At 71.7% G+C, this 17317-nt stretch carries 12 protein-coding genes; 6 read left to right on the top strand and 6 right to left on the bottom strand.

Annotated elements, in window-relative coordinates; genetic code table 11:
• The first annotated feature begins 23 nt into the window (after positions 1 to 23).
• The 5 genes from OHU35_RS30035 to OHU35_RS30015 all read left to right on the top strand — a co-directional run bounded on the left by OHU35_RS30035 (position 24) and on the right by OHU35_RS30015 (position 6361).
• Positions 24 to 1334 carry a vanadium-dependent haloperoxidase gene (locus OHU35_RS30035; RefSeq protein ID WP_229873246.1) on the top strand — a complete coding sequence of 437 codons (1311 nt, stop codon included), beginning with the start codon at positions 24 to 26 and terminating at the stop codon, positions 1332 to 1334.
• Positions 1335 to 1463: 129 nt separating this feature from the next.
• Complete coding sequence (locus tag OHU35_RS30030) at positions 1464 to 2957, top strand: ABC transporter substrate-binding protein (RefSeq protein WP_405507508.1); 1494 nt, start codon at positions 1464 to 1466, stop codon at positions 2955 to 2957.
• Positions 2954 to 4720 carry an ABC transporter permease subunit gene (locus OHU35_RS30025; RefSeq protein ID WP_405507506.1) on the top strand — a complete coding sequence of 589 codons (1767 nt, stop codon included), beginning with the start codon at positions 2954 to 2956 and terminating at the stop codon, positions 4718 to 4720. Before OHU35_RS30030 ends, OHU35_RS30025 begins: the two co-directional genes overlap by 4 nt.
• Positions 4710 to 5678, top strand: coding sequence for an ABC transporter ATP-binding protein (locus tag OHU35_RS30020; protein ID WP_189727864.1), 969 nt, complete (start codon positions 4710 to 4712; stop codon positions 5676 to 5678). The genes OHU35_RS30025 and OHU35_RS30020 overlap by 11 nt, the downstream gene beginning before the upstream one ends.
• Positions 5675 to 6361 (top strand): ATP-binding cassette domain-containing protein, encoded by a 687-nt coding sequence (locus OHU35_RS30015; RefSeq protein ID WP_405507503.1) that lies wholly within the window; start codon positions 5675 to 5677, stop codon positions 6359 to 6361. Before OHU35_RS30020 ends, OHU35_RS30015 begins: the two co-directional genes overlap by 4 nt.
• On the opposite strand, the gene OHU35_RS30010 is transcribed toward OHU35_RS30015, so the two are convergent.
• The gene (locus OHU35_RS30010) at positions 6342 to 6923 is read right to left on the bottom strand and encodes a TetR/AcrR family transcriptional regulator (protein ID WP_189727860.1); all 582 of its coding nucleotides are present in this window, start codon (positions 6921 to 6923) and stop codon (positions 6342 to 6344) included. The genes OHU35_RS30015 and OHU35_RS30010 overlap by 20 nt on opposite strands.
• 86 nt (positions 6924 to 7009) lie before the next feature.
• Here OHU35_RS30010 and OHU35_RS30005 point away from each other — a divergent pair, with 86 nt between their 5' ends.
• Positions 7010 to 8551 carry an MFS transporter gene (locus OHU35_RS30005; RefSeq protein ID WP_405507502.1) on the top strand — a complete coding sequence of 514 codons (1542 nt, stop codon included), beginning with the start codon at positions 7010 to 7012 and terminating at the stop codon, positions 8549 to 8551.
• 7 nt (positions 8552 to 8558) lie between these two features.
• Here OHU35_RS30005 and serA read toward each other — a convergent pair whose 3' ends face one another.
• From serA to OHU35_RS29980, 5 genes are all read right to left on the bottom strand, one after another.
• On the bottom strand, positions 8559 to 10148 hold the full coding sequence (gene serA / locus OHU35_RS30000; RefSeq protein ID WP_189727856.1) for a phosphoglycerate dehydrogenase: 1590 nt from the start codon (positions 10146 to 10148) through the stop codon (positions 8559 to 8561).
• A gap of 220 nt (positions 10149 to 10368) precedes the next feature.
• On the bottom strand, positions 10369 to 11367 hold the full coding sequence (gene ilvC, locus OHU35_RS29995) for a ketol-acid reductoisomerase (protein ID WP_405507500.1): 999 nt from the start codon (positions 11365 to 11367) through the stop codon (positions 10369 to 10371).
• 121 nt (positions 11368 to 11488) lie between these two features.
• A complete protein-coding gene (gene ilvN / locus OHU35_RS29990; protein WP_003993148.1) occupies positions 11489 to 12013 on the bottom strand; it encodes an acetolactate synthase small subunit in 525 nt (174 codons plus the stop codon).
• A gap of 21 nt (positions 12014 to 12034) precedes the next feature.
• Positions 12035 to 13885, bottom strand: coding sequence for an acetolactate synthase large subunit (locus OHU35_RS29985; protein ID WP_359897006.1), 1851 nt, complete (start codon positions 13883 to 13885; stop codon positions 12035 to 12037).
• Between the two features lie 225 nt (positions 13886 to 14110).
• Positions 14111 to 17125 carry a putative bifunctional diguanylate cyclase/phosphodiesterase gene (locus OHU35_RS29980; RefSeq protein ID WP_405507499.1) on the bottom strand — a complete coding sequence of 1005 codons (3015 nt, stop codon included), beginning with the start codon at positions 17123 to 17125 and terminating at the stop codon, positions 14111 to 14113.
• Positions 17126 to 17317 lie beyond the last annotated feature (192 nt).

Genomic DNA, 17317 nt, shown 5'->3' with positions numbered 1-17317 from the left:
GCCATCGGCTGGGAGGAGTTCACGTGCGGAACCGACGCGCCTGGTCTGCGAAGCGAACGGCGGTCGCGGGGCTGGCTTGCGGGGTGCTCGCGCTCGCGCTGCCGGGCGCCCACGCGAGTGCCGGTTCCGGCCGCGGCGCGGGAACAGCGTACGGGGCCGAGCAGGGCGAACGGAGCGCATCGACGGTCATCGAGTGGATGCGCACGGCCGACGCCACCATCGAGGCCGAGGCCCGCCCGGTGCCGCCCGAGTCGTTCGTCTGGGAGGCGTACGTCTCCACCGCCGTCTACAACGCCGTCGTCGGTATCGAGGGGCGCTTCACCCCGTACAAGTGGGACGGACGGGCGCCCCGTACAGCCTCGTCCGCGGCGGCTGCCGCCTCGGCGGCACACCAGGTACTGCGCCACTCCTTCCCCGGGGCCGCGCCCCGGCTGGACGCCGCCCTGACCGGCACCCTCGCGAAGATCCCCGACGGCGAGGCCGAGGATCAGGGCGTCGCGTTCGGGAAGCTCGCCGCCGACCACATCATCGAGCTCCGCCGCGATGACGGCCGCGGCGCGTCCGTGCCGTTTCCCGCGCGTCCGCGCCCCGGTGTCTGGCGTCCCACCCCGCCCGGTCACGAGCCCTTCGCCAATGCCTGGATCGGCAGGCTCCGGCCGCTGCTGCTGGACTCCCCGCACCAGTTCCGCCCCGGCCCGCCGCCGGCGCTCAGCTCTGCCCGGTACGCGAAGGACCTGAACGAAGTGGCGGCCTACGGAGGCCGGACCGGCTCGCAGCGGACCCCCGAACAGACGGATACCGCGCGGTACTTCACCAACCTGGACCTGCTAGGGGCTCTGGGTGACCACGCCACCCGGCACGGTTTCGGCATTGCCGAGACGGCACGTCTGTACGCGGCGGCCAACACGGCCCAGGTGGACGCCGTCATCACCGCCTGGGACGCCAAACTCCACTACGGCACCTGGCGCCCCGTCACCGCCATCCGCGAGGCGGACACCGACGGCAACCCGGCGACCCGGCCGGACCGGCACTGGGAGCCGCTGCTCGTCACCCCCGCGCATCCCGACTACCTCAGCGGCCACGCCACCATGGGCGGTGCGCTGATGCGCGCGCTGACCGGCGTCCTCGGCACCTCCCGCGTCGACCTGCACATCCGGTCGACCACCACCGGTACGTCCCGTCACTACCGCTACGCCCACGAGTACGAGCGGGACGTCGTCGACGCCCGGGTCTGGGGCGGTATCCACACTCGGACGGCGGACGAAGTGGGCAACGCCACCGGTCGCCGACTCGCCGCCTGGGCACTGCGGAAGTATTTCCGCCCTGCCCCCTGACCGACACCGCCACCCGGTGCGCCGGTGCCGGGGGTGGCGCGTTCGACGCCCATACTTCTGAAAATGATTGTCATCATGCTACGGTCGTGGCGCGTTCAACCATTTACCAGGCCTTGACTGAGGTGTCCTGTGCGCGTCCCCGCTCGTCTCATCCCCCTCGCCGCCGTGACCGCCGCTTCCTCCCTGCTCACCGGCTGCTTCACCGGCACCCAGCAGGCCACGGACGACTCCGGGCCCGGAGGCAAACGCATACGCGTCGCCATGCTCCAGCCGCCCCGCTCCGGCCTCTCCCCGTTCTCCGACGACGCGTTCAAGCTGTCGCGCTGGTCGACCGCCGAGACGCTCGTGAGGCTGGACGCGGAGGGCGACGCCCGGCCCGCGCTCGCCACCGGGTGGAAGCAGTCCGGGAAGAGCTGGACCTTCACCCTCCGCGAGGGCGTCACCTTCCACGACGGCACGAAGCTCACCCCCGAGGCCGTCGTCCGCGCCCTCACCAAGGCCGCCACCGCCTCCCCCAAGCCCCGCATCCTCGACGGCGTGGAGCTGTCGGCCAAGGCGGACGGCGGCCAGGTCACCGTCACCACCGCCACCGAGGACCCCCTGGTCCCGCAGCGCCTCAGCTCCCCGCAGCTGGCGATCCTGGCGGCGAAGGCCTACCAGGGGAAGACGGTCGACCCCGTCGGCGCCGGCACCGGTCCCTTCGAGCTGACGAAGGTCGACGGCACCTCCTCCGCCACCCTCGACCGTTACGACGGCTACTGGGGCCAGAGGGCCGAATCCCCCGGCATCGACGTGAAGTTCGTCCCGGACGGCACCGCCCGCGCGGCGGCACTGCGCAGCGGCGAGGCCGACATCGTCGAGGCGATCCCCGTCTCGCAGGCCGCCGTCCTCGACCAGGACCTGGTCACCGAGGTCCCGATGCCGCGCACCAACACCCTCTACCTCAACACGCAGAAGGGCGCCTTCGAGGATCCCGCGATCCGGGCGGCGGCCCGTGCGGCGATCGACGCCGAGTCGATCGTGAAGGGCGTGTACGAGGGCCGCGCCGATGTCGCCGAGGGCCTGCTCGGGCCCGCCCTGCCCTGGGCCGCCGACCTGCGCGCCCCCGTCAAGCGCGCCGAGCCCGGCGACCCGGCCGGCAAGACCGTCACCATCGGCACGTACACCGACCGCTCCGAGATGCCCGAGGTCGCCGCCGCGCTGCAACAGCAGCTCCAGAGGGCGGGGTTCAAGGTGAAGCTGGACGTGCGCGAGTACGCGAACATCGAGTCCGACGCGCTCGCGGGCCGCTTCGACGCGTTCGTCCTCTCCCGCGCCACCGTCCTCGACTCCGGCGACCCGGCCGCGTATCTCTACAGCGACTTCGCCTCCAAGGGCACCTTCAACCTCTCGCGCTTCGCGGACCCCGGGGTCGACAAGGCACTGAAGAAGGCCACCGACACCCGGGTCGGCGACGCCCGCCGCAAGGCGGTCGTCGAGGCCGAGGCCGCCGTCCTGGCCGCGGACGCGGCCGTTCCGATGCTCCACGAGCGCGTGATCCAGGGCGATGCCGCCGGGGTCGTGAACGCCGCGCACGACCCGCGTGAGCGGGAACTCGTGACCGCGGACACCTACGTCAAGTGAGGTCCGTCGCGAAGAACGCGGCCGGGCTGACCCGCTGCCTCGGTCTCCTCGCGGTCCTGGCCGTCGTCGGCCTGCTGCCCTGGCTCTCCCGCCGCGACCCGGCGCTCACCGTGCTGCGCGCCCGGTCGGCCGAGCAGGAGGCGACCGAGGAGGCCCTGGCCGCGATCCGCCAGGACCTCGGCCTGGACGCCGGTCCGCTGCCCCTGCTGGGGAGGTGGGCCGCCGACCTGCTCCACGGTGACTTCGGCACCTCCTGGGTGTCGGGCCACGACGTCCTGCCCTCCGTGGTCGCCGGACTCCAGGTCTCGCTGGGACTGATGGGCGCGGCGCTCGGCGTGGCGGTGCTGCTGGCCGCCGCGCTGGTGACGCCGGTGCTGGTGCGCGGGCGCGGCTCGGCCGGGGCGTGCGCCGCGATGCTGGCCGCCGTACCCGAGTTTCTGCTGGCCACCGTGGTGCTGCTGGTGTTCGGGGTGTGGCTCGGATGGCTGCCGACGTCCGGCTGGCAGAGCGCCCAGTACCTGGTGCTGCCCGCGCTCGCCCTCGGCGTCCCGGCGGGCGGGCTGCTCGGGCGGCTGGTGGCGGACGCGCTGCCCGCCGTGCTCGACGAACGGTGGGCGGAGCTGTGGCGGGGCGCCGGGGTGAGCCGGGCGCGGATCGCGGGGGCTGCGCTGCGGCGCGTTCTGCCGCCGCTGGTCCCGCAGTTCGGGATGGTCGCCGTCGGTCTGACGGGCGGCGCGGTGGCCGTGGAGACGGTGTTCGCGGTGCCGGGCATCGGCCGTACGGCCCTCGGCGCGGCCCGGTCGCAGGACCTTCCGCTGCTGCAGGGCGCGGTCCTCGCGCTGCTGCTGCTCGGGCTGGTCGCGGGCGCGGTGGCGGCGGGCGTACGGCGCCGGCTGCTGGGGCCCGCGCTGCGGGACGCCGGGCTGACGCTGCCGCCGGCCCGACCGGTCCGCGCGCACCCGGCGGTCCCGGTGGTGCTGGCCGCCGTCCTGCTGCTCACCATCGGCTGGGGCCTGCTGCGCGACCCGTACACCGTGGACACGACCGTCCGTCTCGCCGCGCCCTCCTGGGCGCATCCGCTCGGCACCGACGGTCTCGGCCGCGATGTGCTCGCCCGGCTCGGTCACGGTGCCGCCTCGACGGTCGGCACCGCGGCGGCGGTGTGTCTGCTGGGCCTGCTGATCGCGCTCGTGCTGGGCTTCGCGCCGGGGATCGCGGCGGGCGCGTCGGACATCGCCAACGCCCTGCCCCCGGTGATCGTCGGCATCCTGGTCGCGGCGGCCGTCGGGCCGGGCACCGGCGGGGCGGCCCTGGCGGTCGCGCTGATCTCCTGGCCGGCCCTGTCCGCGCACGCGGCGGCCCTCGTGCAGGAGGTGCGGGCGTCGGCGTTCCTCACCGCCCAACGGGCCATCGGGGCGAGCCCGTTCTGGATCCTCACCCGGCATGTCCTGCCGTCCGTGGCCGGCCCGGTCGCCCGCCACGCCCTGCTGCGGCTGCCGGGCATCGCCCTCGCCCTGGCCTCCCTGGGCTTCCTGGGCCTGGGCGCCCAGCCGCCCGCCCCCGAGTGGGGCCTGCTGCTGGAGGAGTCCCGGGCCTATGTGGAACGCGCCCCGTGGGCGGCCCTCGCCCCGGCGGTGGCCCTGGCCCTGCTGGCGGGTCTGGCCGTGTCGGGCGCGGCGCTCACCCAGGGCCGGAGGGTACGGCGAACCACCCCGGCGCCCGTCGGAACCAAGGTGGAGAAGGAGGCCCCCGTTGGAGTCTGAGCCACTGCTGTCGGTGCGCGAGCTGCGGATCGCCTTCGACGGGGTCGAGGCCGTGCGCGGCCTGTCCTTCGACGTGCTGCCGCGTGAAGTGCTGGCGATCGTCGGCGAGTCGGGGGCGGGCAAGTCCCTCACGGCCCGCGCGCTCCTCGGCATGCCGCCGCGCGGCGCGACCACCAGCGGGACGATCGCCCCGGACCTCTCGGCCCACCGCGGCCGCCGTATCTCCCTCGTCCCGCAGGACGCCCTGTCCGCCCTCTCCCCCGTGCACCCGGTCGGCGACCAACTCGCCGCCGCCGTACGGTCGGTGGCCGGGGTCTCCCGCAAGGAGGCCCGGGCCCGGGCGGTCGCGGCCCTGGACCGCGTCGGCATCCCGGACGCGGCGCGCAAGGCGCGGGCGTATCCGCACGAGTACTCCGGCGGCATGCGGCAGCGCGCCGTGATCGCCATGGCCACGATCAACGAGCCCGATCTCGTGGTCGCCGACGAGCCCACCACCGCCCTCGACGAGGAGCGCCGCGACCAGGTGCTGCGGCTGCTCGCCGAACAGCGGGAGGCGGTCGGCGCCGCCCTGGTCCTGGTCACCCACGACATGGACGCCGTAGCGGGCCACGCGGACCGGATGCTGGTCATGTACGCCGGACGTCTCACCGAGCTCGGCCCCGCCGACGAGGTGCTGGCCCGCCCCCGCGCCCCCTATACGGCGGGCCTGCTGGCGTCCCTCCCGCAGCACGCTCCCCCGGGCCGCCGGCTCCCCGCCCTGCCCGGCACCCCGCCCGCCCCGGGCACGCTCCCCCCGGGCTGCGCGTTCGCCCCGCGCTGCCCGCTCGCGACGGACCCCTGCCGCACTACGGAACCGGAGCCCCGGCAGGCGGCCGGACGCCTGGTCGCCTGCCACCGCTGGGAGGAACTCCCCCACCCCGCGACCGAGTTGTTCCTGAAGGAGGGACAGTCGGCATGACCGCTCCCCTGCTCGACGTCCGCGACCTGGTCGTCCGCTACGGCCCGGTCACCGCCGTGGACGGCGTCTCCTTCTCCCTGGCCGCCGGCGAGACGCTCGCCCTGAACGGTCCGTCCGGCTGCGGCAAGTCCTCCACGGCCCTGGCGGTGCTCCAGCTGCGCCGCCCGGCCGGCGGTGAAGTCCGTTTCGAGGGACGGGAGTTGACGTCCCTCCCGGAACGCGAACTGCGTCCGCTGCGCCCCCGCATGCAGCCCGTCTTCCAGGACCCGTACGGCTCGCTGAGCCCCCGCCATCGCATCCGGGACGCCATCGCCGAACCGCTGAAGGTCCAGGGCCGCTGGCATCCCGCCGACGGGCCCGCCCGGGTCGCCGAACTCCTCGACCGGGTCGGTCTCGACCCCGCGTACGGCGACCGCCGGCCGCAGGAACTCTCCGGCGGCCAGTGCCAGCGTGCCGGCATCGCCCGCGCTCTGGCCTGCGACCCACGCCTGCTGGTCCTGGACGAGCCGGTGTCGTCGCTCGACCCGTCGGTGCGGGCGGGCGTGCTGAACCTGCTCGCCGGCCTCCAGGACGACCTGGGCCTCGGCTACCTGTTCATCTGCCACGACCGGGCGGTCGTACGGCACTTCGCGGACCGGGTGATCGAGATGCGCGAGGGACGCCTCAAGGTCGCTTCGGGGTAACGCCCTCGATCACCTGGCGGAGCCCCTCGGCGAGCTGCCCGGCCTCGGGCGCGCTCTTCGGATCGAAGGTCCACTGCGCCATGAGGCCCATCATCAGGGTCAGGTAGAAGTAGCCGAGGGTGTCCACCCGCTCCTCCGGGATGTCCTCCTCGCGGCCGCCGTGGAAGAGCGTGACGATGCCGCGCGCGCCCTCCCGCTGAGCCCGCGCGAGATGCTCACGCACCTCCGGCAACTGGTCCCCCATGGCCACGATCTCCATGCTGAGCCGCCACATCGACCCAGGGTCCCGCATGGTGCCGATGATGTTCGCCCACACCTCGGTGAACCGCTCCAGCGACCCCGGCTCCTCTTGCAGCTCACCCCCCTCGAAGGCGTCGGACATCCCCTCCACCATCCCGATGTACGCCTGCGCCACCAGCGCGTCCTTCGAGCCGTAGTGGTAGCCGATCGAGGCCAGGTTCGTCCCCGACTCCTTGACGATGTCGCGCGCGGTCGTGCGCAGGAAGCCCTTGGCCAGCAGGCAGCGCTGGGCGCCTTCGAGCAGATCCTCACGGTGTCCCATGGCAGCCCACCTTATCCCGGTGTCCAGACGAGCGTCTTAAACAAGCGTACTAGACAAGCGTTTAAGACGACCGTACAGTCCAGCCCATGACAACGAACCCCACTCCTCCGGCCCGCGCCGGCCGCCGCGAATGGACGGCGCTCGGCGTGCTGATGCTGCCGTTGCTGCTGGTCTCCATGGACGTCTCCGTCCTCTACTTCGCGATCCCCGCGATCAGCGCCGACCTGGAGCCGAGCGCCACCCAACAGCTGTGGATCTTCGACATCTACGGCTTCGTCCTGGCCGGCCTGCTGATGACCATGGGCTCGCTGGGCGACCGCATCGGCCGCCGCAGGCTCCTGCTGTTCGGCGCCGCCGCCTTCGGTACGGCCTCCCTGGTGGCGGCCTACGCGAACAGCGCCGAGACCCTGATCGCCGCCCGCGCGGTCCTCGGCATCGGCGGCGCGACACTGATGCCGTCGACGATGGCGCTGGTGCGCACGATGTTCACCGACCCCGCGCAGCGCACCAAGGCGATCGGCGTGTGGTCGGGCGTGATGACGGCCGGCATCGCGCTCGGCTCGGTGATGAGCGGCGTGCTCGTCGAGCACTTCTGGTGGGGCTCGGTCTTCCTGGTCAATCTGCCCGCGATGGCGCTGCTCCTGATCCTGGGACCCTTCCTGCTGCCCGAGTCGAGGAACCCGCGCCCCGGCCGCTTCGACCTGCTGAGCGTTCCCCTGTCGATGGCGGCGGTGCTCCCCGTGATCTACGGCCTGAAGGAGCTCGCGTCGCAGGGCTGGGACGTGCGGTACGCGATGTCGGTGACCGCCGGCCTGCTCTTCGCCGCGCTCTTCGTCCACCGCCAGCGCACGGCGGTGTCCCCGCTGATCTCACCGGAACTGTTCCGGGCCCGCGGCTTCACCCCGGCCGTCGTCCTCAACCTCGTCGCCGCCTTCGGCATGATGGGCTCGGCGTACTTCACGACCCAGTACATCCAGTCGGTCCTGGACATGGGCCCCCTGGAGGCGGCGCTGTGGAGCCTGCTGCCGTCGGTGCCGATCGGGCTGGCGGCCGTGGCCGGCGCACAGCTGGTGCAGCGGGGCGTTCCCCGCGCGTACGTCGTCGGCGGAGGCTTCGCGGTCACCGCGTGCGGCTATGTGCTGCTGGCCCTGGCCGGCACGGACTCGCTCTGGCTGCTGCTGGCCGCGTGTGCCGTCCTGGCCTGCGGCGTCGTCGCCGTCATGTCCCAGGTGGCCGACCTGGCCCTGAGCGCGGCCCCGGTGGAGAAGGCGGGTACGGCCTCGTCCCTGCTGGAGACGGGCACGGAGTTCGGCGGCGCGCTGAGCATGGCGTTCCTGGGCTCCATCGGTACGGCCGTCTACCGCCACGAGATCCCGGCCTCGGCCCCCGCCCCGGCCCACGAGACCCTGGGCGGCGCCCTGGCCGTCGCCGACCGGCTGCCGGGGCGCGCGGGAGACGCCCTGGCGACGGCGGCACGCGAGGCCTTCACCAGCGGTATGCACGCGGCGGCGATCACGAGCGCGGTGCTGCTGGTCGGAGCGGCGGTGGCCGCCACGGTGACCCTGCGGCGGATCCCCGTACAGCACAACGCCGGACGGGCTGATCAACTCAGCCCGTCCGGCGTTTGAGGGAAGGTCAGACGAGGTTCACGGAACGAGCGGAGGTCGTACCGATCTCCGCCGCCACCTCGGCCAGCACCCCGGCGGTCACCGTGTCGTCGACGGTCAGCACCGCCAGCGCCTCGCCGCCGGCGACGGCCCGCGACACCTGCATGCCGGCGATGTTGATGCCCGCCTCGCCGAGGATGCGGCCCACGGTGCCGACGACACCCGGCCGGTCCTCGTACCGCAGCACGACCATGTGCTCGGCGAGCGCGAGGTCGACGTCGTACTCCCCGACCGCGACGATCTTCTGGAGGTGCTTCGGGCCGGCCAGCGTGCCGGAGACCGACACCTCCTCGCCGTCGGCGAGGGTGCCGCGCACGGTGACGACATTGCGGTGCTCGGACGCCTCGGAGCTGGTCGTCAGGCGTACCTCGACACCGCGCTCCTGGGCGAACAGCGGGGCGTTCACATAGGACACCGTCTCGTCGACGACGTCCTCGAAGACACCCTTGAGGGCGGACAGCTCCAGCACCTTCACATCGTGCTGGGTGATCTCGCCGTAGACCTCGACGTCGAGGCGGACCGCGACCTCACCGGCGAGCGCGGTGAAGATCCGGCCGAGACGCTCGGCGAGCGGCAGACCCGGCTTGACGTCCTCGGCGATGACACCGCCCTGCACGTTCACCGCGTCCGGCACGAGCTCACCGGCGAGGGCGAGCCGCACCGAGCGGGCGACGGCGATACCGGCCTTCTCCTGCGCCTCGTCGGTGGAGGCACCGAGGTGCGGGGTGGCGACGACCTGGTCGAACTCGAAGAGCGGCGAGTCGGTGCAGGGCTCCTTGGCGTACACGTCGAGACCGGCACCGGCGACCCGGCCCTCCTTGAGGGCGGAGTACAGCGCCTCCTCGTCGACGATCCCGCCGCGCGCGGCGTTGACGATGCGCACGCTCGGCTTGACCTTGCGCAGCGCCTCGTCGCCGATCAGACCGAGGGTCTCGGGCGTCTTGGGGAGGTGGACGGTGATGAAGTCGGAGACCTCGAGCAGCTCGTCCAGCGACAGCACCTTGACGCCCATCTGCGCGGCGCGGGCCGGCTGCACATAGGGGTCGTAGGCGACGACCTTCATGCCGAAGGCGGACATGCGCTGGGCGACGAGGGCACCGATGCGGCCGAGGCCGACGACACCGAGGGTCTTCTCGGCCAGCTCGACGCCCGTGTACTTGCTGCGCTTCCACTCGCTGTTCTTCAGCGCGGCGTTGGCCTGCGGGATGTTGCGGGCGGTGGCGAGCAGCAGACCGCAGGCCAGCTCGGCAGCGGTCACGATGTTCGAGGTGGGGGCGTTGACGACCATCACACCGGCCTTGGTGGCGGCGGCGACGTCCACGTTGTCCAGGCCGACGCCGGCTCGTGCGACGACCTTGAGCTTGTTCGCGGCTGCGATCGCCTCGGCGTCGACCTTGGTGGCCGAGCGGATCAGGATCGCGTCGACATCGGCGATGGCCGGGAGCAGCTCGGCCCGGTCCCCGCCGTTGCAATGCCGGATCTCGAAGTCCGGGCCAAGCGCGTCGACGGTGGCGGGCGACAGCTCTTCAGCGATGAGTACGACGGGTTTCGAGCTCACGTGAGTCCTCACAAGTCCAATGCTGCGGACGGCCGTCCCGACGGCCGCAGGCGGTGGAGGGGTGCTTGCCGCGTGGAAGACGCACGACGCTGTGGGCCTGACGCGTATATATGCAGCAGTGTAGTGGTGGTGCGGAGGGCGCCTCACGCCTGTGCGGAAGGATCACCCGGACGAGAAAGGGGCCGGCTGCGGCAGGGGTGCCGCAACCGGCCCCGGGGGCTCACGCCTCCTCGTCGACCCAGCTCATGAGCTTGCGCAGCTCCTTGCCGGTGGTCTCCAGCAGGTGCTCGGAGTCCTGGGTCTTGTACTCGTTGTACTTCTTCAGACCGCCGTGGTACTCGTCCATCCACTGCTGGGCGAAGGTGCCGTCCTGGATCTCGGCGAGGACCTTCTTCATCTCGGCCTTGGTGGCGTCCGTGATGATGCGCGGGCCGGTGATGTAGTCGCCCCACTCGGCGGTCTCGGAGATCGACCAGCGCATCTTCTCCAGGCCGCCCTCGTACATGAGGTCGACGATCAGCTTCAGCTCGTGCAGGCACTCGAAGTAGGCGATCTCCGGCTGGTAGCCGGCCTCGGTCAGGGTCTCGAAGCCCGCCTTGACCAGCGCGGCCGTACCACCGCAGAGAACGGCCTGCTCACCGAAGAGGTCGGTCTCGGTCTCCTCGGTGAAGGTCGTCTTGATGACGCCGGCACGGGTGCCGCCGATGCCCTTGGCGTACGACAGGGCCAGCGCGAAGCCGTTGCCCGTGGCGTCCTGCTCGACGGCGGCGATGCACGGAACGCCGCGGCCCTCCTCGTACTGGCGGCGGACCAGGTGACCCGGGCCCTTCGGGGCGACCATGCAGACGTCCACGCCGGCCGGGGGCTTGATGAAGTCGAAGCGGATGTTCAGGCCATGACCGAAGAACAGCGCGTCGCCGTCCTTCAGGTTGTCCTTGATGTGCTCCTCGTAGACCTGGGCCTGGATCGGGTCCGGGACGAGGATCATGATGACGTCGGCCTCGGCGGCGGCCTCGGACGGGCTCACCACGCGCAGGCCCTGCTCCTCGGCCTTGGCCTTGGACTTGGAGCCCTCGTGCAGACCGACGCGCACGTCGACACCCGAGTCACGGAGCGACAGCGCGTGGGCGTGGCCCTGGCTGCCGTACCCGATGACCGCGACCTTGCGGCCCTGGATGATGGACAGGTCGGCGTCGGCGTCGTAGAACAGCTCGGCCACTTTGGGTTCTCTCCTCGGGAGTGCAGGTGTTGCGTCCCACCGTATGACGGAGGGCGGAAGGGAAGTCTGAGGGTCTCGGAATACGGGCGGCCGACGGCGCGCCGACCGCCCGGTTCAGGTCTTACGCCGACCGGTCCAGGGCGCGCAGCGACCGGTCCGTGATGGACCGGGCACCGCGGCCGATCGCGATCGTGCCGGACTGGACCAGCTCCTTGATGCCGTACGGCTCCAGCATCTTGAGCATGGCGGTCAGCTTCTCGCCGGATCCGGTGGCCTCGATGGTGACGGCCTCCGGGGAGACGTCGACGGTCTTGGCGCGGAACAGCTGGACGATCTCGACGATCTGCGAGCGCGTCTCGTTGTCGGCGCGCACCTTCACCAGAACGAGTTCGCGCTGCACCGCCTGCGACGGCTCCAGCTCGACGATCTTGAGCACGTTGACGAGCTTGTTGAGCTGCTTGGTCACCTGCTCGAGCGGCAGGTCCTCCACCCCCACGACGATGGTGATGCGGGAGATGTCGGGGTGCTCGGTGACACCGACGGCGAGCGAGTCGATGTTGAAGCCGCGGCGGGAGAACAGGGCGGCGATCCGGGCGAGGATGCCGGGCGTGTTCTCCACCAGGACGGAGAGCGTGTGCTTGGACATGATCTTTTACGTCTCTCTCGCTCAGTCGTCTTCGTTGTCGCCGAAGTCGGGGCGGACGTCCCGGGCGGCCATGATCTCGTCGTTGGAGGTGCCGGCGGCGACCATCGGCCACACCATCGCGTCCTCGTGGACGATGAAGTCGACGACGACCGGGCGGTCGTTGATCGAGTTCGCCTCCTCGATGACCTTGTCGAGGTCGTCCGGGGACTCGCAGCGGATGGCGTAGCAGCCCATGGCCTCCGACAGCTTCACGAAGTCGGGGACGCGGGTGCCCCGGGCCTGCGGGTTGACGTCGTCCGGGCCGGAGTGCAGGACGGTGTTGGAGTACCGCTGGTTGTAGAAGAGGGTCTGCCACTGGCGGACCATCCCGAGGGCCCCGTTGTTGATGACGGCGACCTTGATCGGGATGTTGTTCAGGGCGCAGGTGGTGAGCTCCTGGTTGGTCATCTGGAAGCAGCCGTCGCCGTCGATGGCCCAGACGGCCCGCTCGGGTGCGCCGGCCTTGGCGCCCATGGCGGCCGGGACGGCGTAGCCCATGGTTCCGGCGCCGCCGGAGTTCAGCCAGGTGCCCGGCTTGTCGTACTCGATGAAGTGGGCGGCCCACATCTGGTGCTGGCCGACGCCCGCCGCGAAGATCGTGCCCTCGGGCGCGAGCTGTCCGATGCGCTGGATGACCTGCTGCGGGGAGAGCGAGCCGTCGTCGGGCTGGTCGTAGCCGAGCGGGTAGGTGTCGCGCCAGCGGCTCAGGTCCTTCCACCAGGCGCTGTAATCGCCCTGGTGGCCCTCGCTGTGCTCCTTCTGGACGGCCTGGATCAGATCGGCGATGACCTCGCGGGCGTCTCCGACGATCGGCACGTCGGCGTCGCGGTTCTTGCCGATCTCGGCCGGGTCGATGTCCGCGTGGACGATCTTGGCGAAGGGCGCGAAGCTGTCCAGCTTGCCGGTGACGCGGTCGTCGAAGCGGGCGCCGAGGGCGACGATCAGGTCGGCCTTCTGCAGACCGGTGACGGCGGCCACGGAGCCGTGCATGCCGGGCATGCCCAGGTGCTGCGGGTGGTCGTCGGGGAACGCGCCGAGCGCCATCAGGGTGGTGGTGACGGGCGCGCCGGTGAGCTCGGCGAGGACCTTCAGCTCGGCGGTGGCCTTGGCCTTGAGCACCCCGCCGCCGACGTACAGCACGGGCCGCCTGGCCTGGGTGATCAGCTTGGCGGCCTCGCGGATCTGCTTGGCGTGCGGCTTGGTCACCGGGCGGTAGCCGGGCAGGTCCATGGCGGGCGGCCAGGAGAAGGTGGTCTTCGCCTGGAGGGCGTCCTTGGCGATGTCGACCAGGACCGGGCCCGGGCGGCCGGTGGACGCGATGTGGAAGGCCTGCGCGATGATCTGCGGGATGTCCTCGGCCTTGGTGACGAGGAAGTTGTGCTTGGTGATCGGCATGGTGATGCCGACGATGTCCGCCTCCTGGAAGGCGTCCGTGCCGATCGCCTTGGACGCCACCTGGCCGGTGATCGCGACCAGCGGCACGGAGTCCATGTGCGCGTCGGCGATCGGGGTGACCAGGTTGGTCGCGCCGGGGCCTGAGGTGGCCATGCAGACACCGACCTTGCCGGTGGCCTGCGCGTAGCCGGTGGCGGCGTGACCGGCGCCCTGCTCGTGCCGGACCAGGACGTGGCGCACCCTGGTGGAGTCCATCAGCGGGTCGTAGGCCGGGAGGATCGCACCGCCGGGAATGCCGAATACCGTGTCGGCGCCGACCTCCTCGAGAGAGCGGATGAGGGACTGCGCGCCCGTCACCTGCTCGGGGGCGGAGTGTCCTCCGGATCGGGGCCGGGGCTGCGGGTGATGGGCCCCGGTGGCCTGCTCGGTCATCGGCATTCTCTTCTCAGATGCTGAGGGTTTTTTGCGAGATTTGTGCGGTTTCCTGCTGCTGCACGTAAGGCGCCTGTGCAACAAAAAACCCCTCGTGCCATAAGGCAAGCGAGGGGAGCGCGCCGGGTGGGATCGCTGAGCGGTCGAGGCTCAGCGTCAGCCGACGCGCTTTCCAAGTACGAGAATTCGGGTGCGCATGGCACAGACCCTCCCCCCGGCACACACTCACTGTCAAGTGGGTGGGACGGGAGTCTCATTATGTGAGCGTAGGGCCGTACCGCCTCCGATGACGGCGGACACTCCCGAGCTGTACACCCGCGGGGCACCGCCCGCGAACGCCGGCTCGACCGGTCCGTTCGGCACCGGATAGTGACCGCCGGCCAGCGCCCGGCGCAGCCGGTACTCGTCGAGCGGTCCGGAGAACGCCATGCCCTGCCCGTGCGTGCAGCCCATCGCGCGCAGGGCGACGACCTGCTCGGGCAGGTCCACCCCCTCGGCCACGGACTTCAGCCCGAGATCGGTGGCGATGCGCAGCAGCCCACTGGTGATCTTGTACAGCCGGGCGGACTCGACGATGCCCTCGACCAGACCGCGGTCGAGTTTCAGGATGTCGACAGGGAGCCGCCTGAGGGCCGTGATCGCCGCGCAGTCGCTGCCGAACCCGTCGAGCGCGATCCGGACGCCGACCCGCCGCAGGGCGCCCAGACGCCGCTCCAGCTCGTCCTGCGAGACCCTCGGGTCGGTGTCGGACAGCTCGATGATCAGCGACCCGGACGGCAGCCCGTGCCGCGTGAGCAGTGCCTCGATCGAGCCGAGCGGCATCGACCGGTCCAGCAGCCTGCGGGCGCTCATCCGGACGACGACCGGCACGGAAAGACCGGTCGCCTGCCGCTCGGCGGCCTGCTCGACGGCCTCCTCGATCATCCACCGGCCCAGTTCGGCGGTCTTGTCGCTGTCCTCGGCCACGCGCAGGAACTCCGCCGGGGTGAAGAGCACCCCCTGCGAGGAGCGCCAGCGCGCCTGCGCGGACACCGACGCGATCCGGCCGTCCTCCAGGCAGACCACCGGCTGGTGCAGCAGGGCGAACTCGCCGTCGTGCAGCGCGGCCCGCAGGCGCGTGGCCAGCTCCGCCTTGCGTACGACGTCCTGCTGCATCTGCGGCTTGTACAGCTCGACGCGGCCCTTGCCGCCGGCCTTGGCGCGGTACATGGCCAGGTCGGCGTTGCGCAGCAGCTCGCCCGCGCCGAGGCCCGCTTCCGCGAAGGCCACGCCGATGGAGGCGTTGACACGGACATCGTTGCCGTCGATGAGGTACGGCTGGGACAGCGTCGTCCTGAGGCGGTCGGCGAGTTCCACTATGTGCCGTTCCCGGGCGGCCCGGTCGCGGGTGTTGTCGCCGACGATCAGGGCCGCGAACTCGTCACCGCCCAGCCGGGAGGCGGTGTCGCCCTGCCGGACCGAGTCCTGGAGTCTGCGGGCGGCCTGGACGAGCAGCTCGTCCCCCGCCTGGTGCCCGATCGTGTCGTTGACGGCCTTGAAGCCGTCGAGATCGATGAACAGCACGGCCGTGTTCCGCAGGGCCACGCCCCGGTCGGAGGCCCGGCGGCCCGAGAGCGCGTGCTGGACGCGCTTGGTGAACAGGGCGCGGTTGGGCAGGTCCGTGAGCGGGTCGTGCTCGGCGTTGTGCTGCAACTGGGCCTGGAGCCGGACCCTTTCGGTCACGTCCCTGCTGTTGAAGATCAGGCCGCCGTGATGGCGGTTGACGGTCGACTCGACGTTCAGCCAGCCTTCGTCACCGGACCGGAAACGGCACTCGATGCGCGTAGTGGGTTCCTCGACCGGGTTGGCGGCGAGGAATCTCCGCGCCTCGTGCACGACGCAGCCCAGGTCCTCCGGGTGGATGAGATTGGCCAGTTCCGTACCCACCAGATCCTCCGCCGAGCGGCCGTACACACCGGCGGCGGCCGGGGAGACGTACCGGAGGACACCGCTGGGCGCGGCGATCATGATCACGTCGCTGGAGCCCTGCACCAGGGAGCGGAAGTGGTTCTCCTTCTGCGCCAGTTCCTGGGTGAGGGTGATGTTGTCGAGCAGCATGATGCCCTGGCGCACGACGAGCGCGAGCACGACCGTGCCACCGGTCAGCAGGACCACACGGTCGACGCTGCGGCCGTTGAGGACGTTGTACAGAATCCCCAGCGTGCACACGGCTGCCGCGAGATACGGCGTGAGGGCGGCGAGGGAGCCGGAGATGGGCCGGGCGGCCGGATACCGGCCGAGCTCGCCTCCGGGTGTGGGCGGCTGGTGGTGCGGGCCGCTGCGCTGCCCGGGCACGTGCTCGTGCACCACGCGCGTGTGCCCGGCCGTGCTCTGCCGGTCGAGGCCGTGCCGGTCGGTGTCCGGCGTGCGGGGCGCGGCCCACGGGGCGTACGCCAGGAGCAGCGAGCCGGCGAACCAGCCCGCGTCGAGCAGCTGGCCGGAGCGGTAGTGGTGGTGCATCAGCGGCGAGGTGAACAGGGCGTCGCACATCACGGTCAGCGCGAGCGCGCCGATGGCGGTGTTGACCGCGGAGCGGTTCACCGCGGACCGCCTGAAGTGCAGCGCGAGCACCATGCTGACCAGTGCGATGTCGAGCAGCGGGTAGGCAAGCGACAGCGCGGTGTGCGCCACGCCGGGCCCCTCCGACTTCGCGGCCTGGGCGAGGGCGAGGCTCCAGGCCAGGGTGAGCAGCGAGCCGCCGATCAGCCAGGCGTCCAGCCCGAGACAGACCCAGCCGGCCTTGCTCACCGGCCGCTTGGCGAGCACGAGCAGCCCGACGATCGCGGGCGGCGCGAAGCACAGGAAGAACAGGTCGGCGTAGCTGGGACTGGGCACGGGCAGCCCGAGGACCACCTCGTACCACCCCCAGACCAGGTTGCCGAGGGACGCCATGGCCGAGGAGAGGCCGAACAGCAGCCAGGCGGGTCGAAAGCGGGTCCGGCGGTTGCGGGCGTAGAGGAAGCACGAGACGGAGGCGGTGGCCGCCGCCGCGCTCAGCCCGAAGTCGCCCATGACGAGGGCCACTTCGTCCGAGCCCCAGCCGAGCGCGGAACCGACGGCGTATCCCGCGCAGACCACGGCGAGGACGAGTTGGAGGGCCAGGCCCGGCCGATGGCCGCGAGCCGGCGTGCGGGGCAGCAGCGCCCTTGGCGACGAAGGCTGTGCCCGCAGCGCTCCGTCCAGCATGGGGGTCGGCGGCGCACTCACCGGACCCTCCCGGTCCGTACCCCTTGATGGTGATCACTGTGGTGGGTGTGGTGGCCGCCGTGATCGGCGTGGTGACCGCGTCTGAACGCGGCCGTCCGCCAGGGTCGCCGCCGGCCGCCTCGCCCCGTCGGATCGCTCGTCCATAGGCCGTGCATCGCCTGTCGCCCCCCTCACAGTCCGAAGTGTCCGTCC

Origin of the sequence: Streptomyces purpurascens (assembly GCF_045040895.1) — a bacterium.
In the GTDB taxonomy this organism is placed as follows: Bacteria; Actinomycetota; Actinomycetes; order Streptomycetales; family Streptomycetaceae; genus Streptomyces; species Streptomyces purpurascens.
Note: the sequence above shows the minus strand (reverse complement) of the source record. Positions and strands in the feature narration are given on the sequence as shown.